This is a genomic window from Microcystis sp. LSC13-02 (assembly GCA_002282935.1).
Lineage (GTDB): Bacteria > Cyanobacteriota > Cyanobacteriia > Cyanobacteriales > Microcystaceae > Microcystis.
Genome location: MTBT01000178.1, coordinates 1 through 11,529, shown reverse-complemented (window position 1 = coordinate 11,529; position 11,529 = coordinate 1). Strand labels below are relative to the sequence as shown.

The following is an 11,529-nucleotide window of genomic DNA, read 5'->3' as shown; positions in this document are numbered from 1 at the left end:
CCTGTTTTTTTGCCTAGTCCGATAGTTTTGTCTGTACATATTACCATGAATAACTATATATGACCATATTTGTATTGAAACTTTACAATACCCCAGTTTCCGCTGCCGCTAATTTTACCGGCGGCTTTTAACCGATATTTTAGTTAAGTTTTGAGTTATTATTGACCATTGGTTAGCAGTTGACAACATTTCCCCTCATGCTGCCAATTCCCCGACTCCCCCACTTAATTTTTACTTTTTACTGACTCGTACCATGTTAGACCTAAAGCAAATTAGAGAAAATCCAGAGGAAGTACAGAAACGCTTAGATAGTCGGGGAGGGAGTTATGATATTGCCCCTATTCTCCAGCTAAATCAACAACAGAAGGCTTTAGAGTTAGAACGCAGCAGTTTACAGGCCCGGAGTAACGAAATCGGTAAACTGGTGGGACAAAAAGTTAAAAGTGGCAGCGATGCCAACAGTCCCGAAATTTTGGTGCTGAAAACAGAAGGAAACGAGATTAAAAGTAAACTAGCTCAATTAGAACCGCAGGAAAAAGCCATTAAAGCGGCCATTGACCAAAAAATCTTAGATTTACCCAATTTACCCAGTGAAACCACTCCCATCGGTAAGGATGAACGGGAAAATATCGAAGTCAAACGCTGGGGAGAGGAATATAAACCCACTAACCCGAATATTTTGCCTCACTGGGAAATTGGGGAAAAATTGGGCATTTTAGACTTTGAACGGGCCGTAAAGATCGCCCAGAGTCGTTTTGTTAATCTTATCGCTGTCGGGGCAGCCCTAGAAAGAGCTTTAATTAATTTTATGCTCGATCGCCACATTGTCGCCGGTTATACAGAAGTTTTACCACCAATTTTAATTAATAGTGACTCCTTGCGCGGGACGGGACAACTGCCAAAATTCGCGGAAGAAAGCTTTAAATGTCGAGATGATGAGCTTTGGTTAGCACCAACGGCAGAAGTACCCGTAACTAACCTCTATCGCGATGAAATCCTCTCATCGGAGCAATTACCGATAAAACACTGTGCCTATACTCCCTGTTTTCGTCGAGAAGCGGGCAGCTATGGCAAAGATACGAGGGGCTTGATCCGTTTGCATCAATTTAATAAGGTGGAAATGGTCAAAATCGTCCATCCTGACGCTTCTGCTCAGGAACATGAAAGTTTAGTAGCTAATGCGGAGGCAATCCTGCAAGCTTTACAGTTGCCCTATCGCGTGATTGAATTGTGTAGCGGTGACTTGGGTTTTGCGGCGGCCAAATGTTATGACTTAGAAGTGTGGCTACCTTCGGCTAATACCTATCGGGAAATTTCCAGTTGTTCTAATTTTAGAGACTTCCAAGCACGACGGGCAAATATTCGCTTTAAAGAAAAAGGGCAAAAAGGCACTAATTTTGTCCACACCCTCAACGGTTCGGGATTAGCGATCGGTCGTACTATGGCTGCTGTCCTAGAAAATTATCAACAGGCAGACGGGACGGTAAAAGTGCCAGAAGTGCTGCAACCCTATCTAAAACGGGAGATTATTTGTTAATTTTTCTAAAAATGCTTGACAAAATAGCTCTATAGTGCATTTAAAAAAGTTGCTCTTAACCCCACTGTAGAATTGCCTGTTTTAAGGCTCCTTCCGGCAAATTGGCGGGATTAAAAGAATCACCCGCTTCTATTCTGGCTAAAGCTTCAAAAAAAGCCCTCACACCACTGGCCGGTCCCGATGGGTGGTCCATAATTCCGGTTCCCGCATTGAGGATAACATTACGTCCGTAATCCCGAAGCACTTGGGGAACAATACCGGGACGAATGCCGGCCGAGGGAACCGGAAAAACGTTTCTATCGCGCAAAATATCGCGAATTTTGCCTTCCTCCTGCGGATCGAAGGGTAAACTACCGTAGGCGGCGGGATACAGCACCGCATCGGCTCCTGCGTGGGCCATCATCGTTCCCAAAACCACAGAATAGGCTAATCCCGTATCAGTACCGGCACACATCGCTCCGGCAAAGGCAGGATGGGCGAAAATAGGAACATCGATCGCTGGATCACTGGCTAAAGCTTCTAAAACGGAAAAACCGTAGGTAAGAACGTTTAATAATAGGGCATTAGCCCCATGTTTCACTAATAAACGGGCTTTTCTCTGCAATTCGTCCGCTTTTCCCGTGACATTGACCGCATAAAGAACATTTCTACCGGTTTGCTGCCGCACTTCCTCCAAAACCCGGCGACAACAATCTAGGCGCTCGTGGGTGGGAGCCACGGGAAGATCCGCCATGATTTCATCATCTTTAATCACGTCTAAGCCAGCAAAAGCCACTTCTCGCAGGATATCGGCGTGATCTTGGGCCGATAGTCCTAAAGCGGGTTTAAAAATTGCCATCACTAGAGGTCGATCATAAACCCCCAAACGTTGCCTAATTCCTGTGATTCCCAGCTTGGCTTTCGTGCCGTAGGTTTCGGGGAGATACACCCCCACCACTTTTCCGGCTCCAGCCATGGAATATTTGCCGAAAATCATGGTTAAAAGACTGGCGATGTCATTTTCAACGTTTATCTGGGGAAAACGCACCCTAGCCACCTTATAACCGTCGGCTTCCTCCCTGATCCCCACCACTTCCGCTAGGTGTTGTTGCAGCTGCTCTTGACGATGACTGTGGCGATCGCTCCAAGTGCCGGCGGTTTGACCGATAGCGATCGTTTTTGCCTGTTTTTCGGCATCAATAGCGGGAGGAAAGCGATAATCGACAATGATAGTCATAACGAAGTCAAAAGGTGATAAAAGGGAGTGGGAATTATAAATTATAAATTATGAATTGGGGAGGTGGGGAGCTTTTTTCAGTGATCAGTAAACAGTAAACAGTAATGGGTGAACTGAAAAACTGATAACTGATAACTGATAACTGATAACTGATAACTGATAACTGATAACTGATAACTGATAACTGATAACTGATAACTGATAACTGATGACTTCGATCGGTTTTCTCACCTATTGACAAGGGTTGCGCTAAAAGCCTACAAGTATTTTGGATAGGTATGGCCATTGAGGAACCGACCAAAATATGAAAATAACGACAAGATTACGGGAATGGGGCAAATTTTTCTTAAAAAGCGGTGCTAGTATTGCCCTAGCACTATTTTTAATCTTAAGTCTGTTCACGGTTAAGGGAACTACCCCTGCTTTAGCTGTGCTTGCTCAGGGTGATGCGGTAACGGATCCCACTGCTATTCTACGCAATGCCTTACCCATAGATAATAAACCAATTCGTCAAGTGCAACAATCGATCGAAGATATTGCCAAACATCTGCGGGCCAAGCGTTGGAGTCCGATTAAAAAAGATGTCAAGGATGCCAATTATGCCCTTTCGACCAAAAGCAACGCTATCTTAGATAGTGTTCCCGAAGCAAGTAAAAGTCAAGGGGAGGAATTAATCGAAAAAATAAAAACGGGAGTGGCAGCCCTCGATACGGCCGTAGAAGCGAAGGATAAAGAGGCAGTTTGGTCAACCAGACGGGAATTGCTCAATAATATCACCGCTTTAGAAGAATTAATGGTGGTGGGTTTTCCCTTTAACGTTCCCCCAGAATACGCTAACTTGCCGCAATTGCGAGGACGTGCCACCGTAGAGATGCAGACAACCAAAGGAGATTTAACTATCGTTGTCGATGGTTACAGCGCTCCAGTTAATGGGGGTAACTTTGTGGATTTAGTCCAACGGGGTTTTTATGACGGTTTACCCTTCATTCGCAGCGAAGATAATTTCGTTGTCCAAACCGGGGATCCCGTCGGTGGAGAAGAAGGTTTTCTTGACCCGAAAACTAAGCAATATCGCTCTATTCCCTTAGAAATTTTGATTAAAGGGGAAGAAGAACCAGTTTATGGCAATACTCTCGAAGAATTAGGGATTTACTTACCCAGTCTCGCCTTGCCTTTTAACGCTTTTGGTGCATTGGCCCTAGCGCGTCCCGATACTAATCCTAACGGAGGTTCCTCGCAATTCTTTTTCTTTAAATTCGATAATGAATTAACTCCTCCGGGGTTTAATCTCATGGATGGTCGTTATTCGGTTTTTGGCTATTTAGTCCAGGGAAAAGAGGTGTTAGAAGAACTTACCGATAAGGATAAGATTATCACCGCTAAAGTGGTTTATGGCTTAAATAATCTCGTTCAACCTAGCTAGGTTGGCGTTTTTAACTGGGTCTTGTCAAGACAAAAAGATTAGTCAAGATAGGGGAAGCAGCTCAGATTCTGGGGACTTCCCCCCATACCCCAGAAAGTAGCAATTATCGGGGTCAATATTCCCCGCTAGTGAAAGCAAGGCAGCTAGTAGATGTTACTGTGTTGATGACCTTTTCAACTTAGAGGAAGATAAATCGTCCACTATCGGTTATGTCAGAGTTAGCAGTCACGATCAAAAATTGGTTCAATCCCACCCCATGGAGCTGCCAGAAAGTCTCAATTTGCAGAAAAAGGTTTTTAACTGCCTAAAAATAGCCCGATGAATTCTATTATAAAACCTAGCGTATTCGTTAATAAAATCAAAGTTCCTGCCCCTGTTTTTGCAAAAATTCAGCCGAGCTTATTCGGGTATATCTAGAGGATTGATTAACACAAACTATCTATCAAAAGGGAGAATTAGAAATTATTATGATCGATAGTCCTTCTTCAGAAAACGAGCAAGATATTGTTCAAGAGTTTCAAGAAAAATATCTCTATATTATTGATCAAAGAACTGATAAATTAGAACAGCAAAAGAATAATCAATTGTGTAAAACCTATCAAGTACAGCGTGGGGAAATTAGTGATTTAGAAGTTAATCATGATCTAGGTTTACCCTTAACTGAAGATCAGCGAAAAAACTTACAATTAATTCAATCTTTGTCCGAGCAGAGCAAACCTATTATTGTGATTGATGGCGTTATTTTTCAAATTAACCAAGGAGGAATAGCGAGAGTTTGGTATTCAATTCTACAAGAATGGAGTAACTCAGAATTTGGTCAACATATTATTATTTTAGATAGAAATCAAACCGCACCGAGGCTAAAAAACTTAAAATATTGGTTATTAGAAGCCTACGATTATAATCATAGTGGAGAGGATACTAGAAAAATTCAAGCAATCTGCGATCGGCTGCAAGCAAGTTTATTTATTTCCACCTATTATACAACGCCTTTATTCACTCCCGCAGTTCTGATGGTTCATGATATGATACCTGAAGTCCTGCAAGCGGATTTAACTCAACCAGAATGGCAAGAAAAACACTACAGTATTTTGTATGCGTCTCGTTATATTACCATATCAGCTAATACTGCCAAGGATTTAGTTAAGTTTTATGCCCACATTACCCAAGATAAAATTGATGTTGTTTATAATGGAGTCAGCCAAGAATTTTCTCGAAGTATAGCTAAAGAAATTGATAGTTTTAAGCAAAAATATCAGATTTTAAAACCATATTTTCTCATCGTTGGTTCCCGCATTAGTCTCAAGGGTTATAAAAATGTCAAATTCTTCTTTGAAGCTTGGAATAATTTACCTGAAAATAATAATTTAGCTGTGGTTTGTGTCGGTGGTGATTTAGAGTTAGAGCTAGAATTATCGAAATTAGCTCCAAATATTACCACCTATGTCTTAAAATTAGATGATCAGGATTTAAAAACCGCTTATTCGGGTGCAATTACCTTAGTTTATCCTTCCCTTTATGAAGGATTTGGACTGCCAATTATTGAAGCAATGGCCTGTGGTTGTCCCGTGATTACTTGCTTTAACTCGGCAATTCCAGAAGTAGGAGGTGATGCAGTTTTATACATTGACGGCACCAGTATTGATGAGATGATACAAGCTATAAAAAAAATACAAATTCCTGAAATTCGTCAGCAACTAATAGACAAAGGATTAGAGAGATATCAACAATTTTCTTGGCAGCAAAATTCCGAAAAAATTTATCAAATTATCCTAAAAACTATTACCGAAGTTCAAGAAAATCCTTCTGGTCAGGTTTGGTTAGAATTGAGAAAATTACAAGAGGAAAGACAAAATCAATCTCTGGAACACTTAATTACATCTATCTCCCTTCAAGAAATGGAATATTCTCTGGAAAAATTCAAGAATCAGAATAAACAATTATCAGAAAATATTGAAAGTATGCAAGATAAAATTAAGAGTTTATCTACAGCGAAATCAGCTATTAAAAGACTGCTTAAGATTGTAATCAAAAAATCTAAACTTGCTTACTTTATAAAAAAGAACTATTAGTCTAGCAAGCTTAATTGGGAATAACTAAAATATCAATATATTCCCCAGTGTTTAAATTCTCTTGATAAAATGTATCGAGAAAATCTAAACTTATTTCAATAAATGTTCCCTCGTGCAATCTCCATACTCTAGAGGCAAAAGTTTCGATAAAGCTTAAATAACTTTTCTTTCCAGCTAGTCGGTTAATTTCGTAGGGCCAAAATTCTACATATAAAGGAACAGATATTTCTCGAAAAAATTCTTGTCCTCCTTGAAATATTAGTCCTTCACTACCTTGACAATCTATCCAAACAAAACCAATTTTTCGAGGATTTAAGATTCCTCGATTCTTTAATTCATCTAGAGTAATAAACTCGGCTAATTCCCGACTATAGTTGTCTTCATTAAATAAATTATCTGTGACATTGACTGGTTGAATACGGAAGTCGCCACAATTATCAGGGTTACAAACTAATTCTCCTGTACCAGTAAAATTAGCTAATCCGTAGTTCAATGCTTGTAATCGCTCAGTTAACTGGTTAATCTGAGTATTAAAAGTCAGAAATTGATAATTTAAACCCGAAACTTCGATAGAGACAGCGGATTGGAAGTAATTACCTTTTAAAGCATAAATGGATGTGGAGCCAATATTAGCACCCAAATCAAGAAAACAAGACTTATCGGGGTGGAATAGACTATGATTTTCCAGAAATGTCATACAGACTAAAAAATCATTTAGCTGAAATGCTTTTCCCTGTAAAGCTCCTTGAAGTTGGACTTTATCAAAAGTGGGATAGAGTAAATAACCGTCAATTTCATCACTTTTGATCATAATTCCATACAGGGATTCTGGTGGCTTTTTCAGACTAAAATTATTGACCTGTTTATACTCTGCTGATTGTCCGAAAATATGTAACATTTCTGGTAAAGTATGGGAGGTATTCAGCCAATATTCTAATTCTGAGTTATCGGGATTTCTTTTTAGTAGATACTTGTATAAATTAGTAATAAATTTCCGTTGCTGCTCATTATTATTTTGATTATTTTGGCTATTTTGTTGATGATGCTGAAATTCAGAAGACTGTAAAAAAGACTGGATAACCTCCTGAAAAGACCGTCCTAATTTGATCTGTTCCAGATAATATCTTTTACCTTCTATATCCGCAGCTCTCTGTAAAAAAGTTTCATAACAAAATTCGATAAAAGTTTCTGGTTGAATAAACATAATTAGTCATCAATTTTTATGAGTGAAGGATTTTTGGTGATTAAGTTAATAATCACTAGAAAGAAAATTTATCTGAGAAATAGCCAAGCTTAAGTTTCTATCATCATCGCTTAGTCCTAAATTTTTAGGTGATGTGGAACCCTCTATTTTTAATTCAATAGTTATTAGAGATGAGTTTTCATTAAGTAGATTTTTAGAGCAGTAAATAAACTTACGAAGATTATTTTGTAAACGATTATATTCAAAGTTCCAAATATCCACTAATTTTTCATTTACCCATACCTCCACCTTAAGTGTAGGGTTTTCTGACGAGAGAAAAACTGTCACTATTTGCCATTCTATAAGTAGGGGAACAGTACAGTCAAGCTGGATAGTAAAAAAAGCATAATCACCTTTTAACCAAGTAAAATTTTCTTCGGGTAAGTAAAACCCTTGTCGGAATAATTGAGGATGAAGGAAATTAGCTAAATAACCAGCAAAACCTACCCGCTTATTCAACTGGGCAACTATTTGATAAGTTCCCTCTATTATATCGGCAAATTTGCCTGTTAGTAAAATTTCTTGCGAACTTAAATATTCTCTTTGCAAAGGATCGGGAGGATGACCTTTTGCCAAATTTCTATAGGGTAAGCAACCATAATAATTAGGAGGTACATAAATTAACTCTGGGATATTTGCAAAGTCATTCATCGTCACGAAGCTGCTGCTTAAATTGCGGATGAAGGAGGGAAACATTGGTTGTAAATGGTTATAAATCCAGTCCTTTTATTGCCGATAACGTTTACTACTATAAATTAACCGACTGTGATGATTTCTGATACAGTTGAATCCTTGTAACGAAAAGACCAAGTAAACGGGGATCATCGCTTAATCCCAACTCTTGGGGAGATAGGGGATTCAAGATACGAAAAGTAATTTGCAAAAAGGGTGAATTGTCAATTAATTGCTTAGAAATGGGAACTTGATAATTATTAGAAACAATTTCTCCCTGTTTAAAAGTCCACTCGGATACCAAATGGTGATTAACCAAAAGGTCAATTTTTTGTTGAGTATGTTTTTCATTGACAAAAGGAGATGCCTCAATATTAAGAATCAGGTCATCTGTAATTGGTTCTGAGAGTTTCAGCAACAGATGTGCCTCAGCACCATTTGTCCAAGTCCCTGGAGGTTCTGAACTTGACCAATCTCCAAATTGATAATTTAAGGCATTATTTCGCTCTCTAGTAAAATAGATTATCTCCTTAATTTTGTAAGTTGATATAGGTAATTTTAACGTTGGTTTTTCTAGCGTATCTTTGCGCAATCGACACAGAACATAGCCATCAAGATAGTTACAGTAGTGGCTACTATTATGATCGGCGTTAATTTTCGTATAGTAATTAAAAGTTTTCTTTAAATCTAAAGCGTAGGCGGCATCTTTCTCCATTTTCCCTGACTGAAGACTATTCAATAACTGCTGACAGTGTAATTTTATGTCCCTGGGATTATATCGTGCCAAGCGAGAGCTATTCGTTTTTAAATTCTGTAAGGCGGCAATTTTTTCTAAGGCTGGATAAGATTCAATAGCATTACATTGATAGCTTGGCAAGATAATTAACTTTTTATAATCCTTAGATAGGTGAAGCCATTCTGGAGATTTTAAAATATTTGATTGGGAATGCAAAGGGCCACTTTGAATCACAGAATTTTGCAAGGGTACACTATCAAAAAATTGAATTAAAATGACTAGGGTTAATAAAACTTTAATTTGCCGGTGATTCCAAATTTTAAAGCTAATAATCAGAACGGCTAGAATGATCAAGTAGTGTACTACCCAAAAAAATCGTGCACTAGCTCGAAATCTACTGATCACGTTAATCAATAGGTCAGGCAGCGGATAGTGAAGAATCAAGCTCTTATTCCAATAAACTTTATTGCTTAACGCTAATAAAGTCAATAGAATTGCCAGAGTGAAAAGTACCCAGTTTTGACGAAAAGCTTGTTTAACTAATATAAAATCTAATTGATTTCTTTTGACAATCAAAACACCCATATTCGCAAATATTAACAAAATAATTCCGATGCCTAAATAGTTAAATCCTTCATATTGCCCATCATTTACTGGCATTGGTTTGACAAAACGGGAATATTCATCTATCGGATTAAAAAGAGCATTCAAATTCAGAGAATAAAAGCCATAGGAGCCGCCTTCTGATCCGTCTGTCATAAAATAGCCAAAAAAATACCATCCAAAAATTAGTAATGTTAAAAACAAAAGAAATAAAATTACTGCTTTAGTTAGGGGAATTCTCTGCAAACAAAATGTTTGTATATGGCTACTGATTACAATCAACAGAACCATAACTGATAAATAGGGATGAATTCCAGCACTAAACAATAAAAGTATAGCTTGAAATATTATTATTTTAATCATCTTCTTGTTATTGCCAATATTTACAAGCTGAAAATAAGTCCATAGCGAAGCCAATATTAACCAATGACTGGTTAAAGCGAGATGACTGTGCAATCTCCATACAAGTGGAGGAGCAAGCATAAATAATAAACCCGCTCCCATAGCACAAAATAAACTGCCCCGGGAAAACAAAGCTCCTAGTTTAGCTCCCCAGAAAAATTGTAGGACAATATTCAATAGGATCACCAGTCCAAAATACTGGAAATTATCAGCAAAGAAAGGAGAAAAAATCTTAAATAATACAGCAAATATAGGAAGAGAATCCGTATAAGCAATCGAGCTTCCCGTGGGATAGGCTAAGCTGTCAGTGAAGGTTATCGGCCAATGCCAATTATCATTTTTAAAGTATAACCAACCTATAATTGATTGGGCTTTATCTTCCGAATTAAACAACCATTCCATTTGGGTTGGATCAATATGATCTTTCAGCAAATAAATTGCATATATACCCGCCCAAAATCCTGCAAATAATAGGATAATAATGTCAAAATATTTTTCTTTATTGAAGTTTAGTATGTTTTTTAACATCCTTATAGTTGCCCATTAAAGTTTTTAAAATAAGTGGAGATTAACTCTTGTGGAATCAATGTTTTCTAGACCTAGGCCAATTGCTCCCCAACTCGTCCGGTCTATGGCAATACATACTAATCCTTTTATAAGGAGTAGCACTCATAAAAATCTGCTCCCAATTTCCGACTCAACTCTTGATGTCCACAAAATTCTTTCCTTCTTTCGGGAGCATCTCACCTTTGTAATAAGTAGAAATGCTTAATGAACTCAATAAAAAAGTTAAAAAAGGCAACCATTTAGATAGGCAGAGCGATGACGAAGGACGATGACGAAGGACTTGCGGTACATTACCAGATTCCCAACTTGCACCAGTAATTTTAAGACGATGAGCAATTTGTTTAATTTTTGATTCAACAGAGCCAGAGCCAATCGAAATGCCCTCTGCCTGCAAATAACCATAATTGACAATTCGATGTTTATGCTTGTTCAAATAAATAATAAAATTCTCCACTTGCGGCTCTGACCATCCCTCAAAACAGGAGATAGCAGCATCCACTTCCCCCTTCCATAGAAAACATTTTACCTCATCAATCCGCTGGAATGACCCGCCAACTTTATAGAGGTTTTCGATTAAATGATACCAATCCAATATTTCAATTCTTTCCTGTTTCTCTCCTATCTGACCAAATAAATTCCAGATACCATCATGTCCATCTCCTAAACAAATTAAAGGTTCAGCCAAAACTTGAGAATTAACCAAATCTAATAAAGCCGAGTTATCTTGAAAAAAGGCCGCTACCCCCAGTTGATGAAAACTCACTGCTTTATAATCACGCCAAATCAAGGCTTTTCCCTTGGCAGTTCTTAGTCGTACCTTACCGCCATCTATGCTCATTTCTTCGACTTCAACTTCTGGGTTAGACGGTAATTCTTCAAAAGCATAGCGATGTACGAGGCGTTGTTGGGTACTGTGAGAAACAGCAATTCCTGTCAATGATTTGATTTTCTGCGCCGATTTCTCGTAGGATTCATCGCCACTTAATAGCAAACAGTTCTTCTCTAACATTGGACTCATCTGAGTCCGAGGCTTTACTTCTAACTTCTTCGCTTGTTTT

At 38.3% G+C, this 11,529-nt stretch carries 7 protein-coding genes and 1 pseudogene; 3 read left to right on the top strand and 5 right to left on the bottom strand.

Annotated features, from left to right (window positions below):
* Positions 1–253: 253 nt before the first annotated feature.
* Positions 254–1,537, top strand: a complete 1,284-nt coding sequence (serS, locus tag BGL89_RS10700; protein ID WP_286825696.1) for a serine--tRNA ligase — start codon at positions 254–256, stop codon at positions 1,535–1,537.
* A gap of 55 nt (positions 1,538–1,592) precedes the next feature.
* Here serS and BGL89_RS10695 read toward each other — a convergent pair whose 3' ends face one another.
* Positions 1,593–2,753: a 2,3-diketo-5-methylthiopentyl-1-phosphate enolase gene (locus tag BGL89_RS10695; RefSeq protein ID WP_286825695.1), complete on the bottom strand. Its 1,161-nt coding sequence runs from the start codon at positions 2,751–2,753 to the stop codon at positions 1,593–1,595.
* Between the two features lie 304 nt (positions 2,754–3,057).
* Between BGL89_RS10695 and BGL89_RS10690 the strand changes: the two genes are divergently transcribed.
* Positions 3,058–4,176, top strand: a complete 1,119-nt coding sequence (locus BGL89_RS10690; RefSeq protein ID WP_286825694.1) for a peptidylprolyl isomerase — start codon at positions 3,058–3,060, stop codon at positions 4,174–4,176.
* Between the two features lie 467 nt (positions 4,177–4,643).
* Positions 4,644–6,248 (top strand): glycosyltransferase family 4 protein, encoded by a 1,605-nt coding sequence (locus tag BGL89_RS10685; protein ID WP_286825693.1) that lies wholly within the window; start codon positions 4,644–4,646, stop codon positions 6,246–6,248.
* Between the two features lie 10 nt (positions 6,249–6,258).
* Here the strand turns inward: BGL89_RS10685 and BGL89_RS10680 are convergent, their stop codons facing one another.
* The 4 genes and pseudogenes from BGL89_RS10680 to BGL89_RS10665 form a co-directional block, all read right to left on the bottom strand.
* The gene (locus BGL89_RS10680; RefSeq protein ID WP_286825692.1) at positions 6,259–7,452 is read right to left on the bottom strand and encodes an FkbM family methyltransferase; all 1,194 of its coding nucleotides are present in this window, start codon (positions 7,450–7,452) and stop codon (positions 6,259–6,261) included.
* A gap of 45 nt (positions 7,453–7,497) precedes the next feature.
* Positions 7,498–8,187: a hypothetical protein gene (locus BGL89_RS10675; RefSeq protein ID WP_286825691.1), complete on the bottom strand. Its 690-nt coding sequence runs from the start codon at positions 8,185–8,187 to the stop codon at positions 7,498–7,500.
* Positions 8,188–8,239: 52 nt separating this feature from the next.
* On the bottom strand, positions 8,240–10,432 hold the full coding sequence (locus BGL89_RS10670; protein ID WP_286825690.1) for a DUF6311 domain-containing protein: 2,193 nt from the start codon (positions 10,430–10,432) through the stop codon (positions 8,240–8,242).
* Between the two features lie 261 nt (positions 10,433–10,693).
* Positions 10,694–11,529 (bottom strand): annotated as a pseudogene (locus BGL89_RS10665) (ISKra4 family transposase); the annotation flags it as partial.

Excerpts from the sequence above, each read along its gene's own strand:
- serS (WP_286825696.1), top strand. The coding sequence starts at position 254 with ATGTTAGACCTAAAGCAAATTAGAGAAAATCCAGAGGAAGTACAGAAA.
- BGL89_RS10695 (WP_286825695.1), bottom strand. The coding sequence starts at position 2,753 with ATGACTATCATTGTCGATTATCGCTTTCCTCCCGCTATTGATGCCGAA.
- BGL89_RS10690 (WP_286825694.1), top strand. The coding sequence starts at position 3,058 with ATGAAAATAACGACAAGATTACGGGAATGGGGCAAATTTTTCTTAAAA.
- BGL89_RS10685 (WP_286825693.1), top strand. The coding sequence starts at position 4,644 with ATGATCGATAGTCCTTCTTCAGAAAACGAGCAAGATATTGTTCAAGAG.
- BGL89_RS10680 (WP_286825692.1), bottom strand. The coding sequence starts at position 7,452 with ATGTTTATTCAACCAGAAACTTTTATCGAATTTTGTTATGAAACTTTT.
- BGL89_RS10675 (WP_286825691.1), bottom strand. The coding sequence starts at position 8,187 with ATGTTTCCCTCCTTCATCCGCAATTTAAGCAGCAGCTTCGTGACGATG.
- BGL89_RS10670 (WP_286825690.1), bottom strand. The coding sequence starts at position 10,432 with ATGTTAAAAAACATACTAAACTTCAATAAAGAAAAATATTTTGACATT.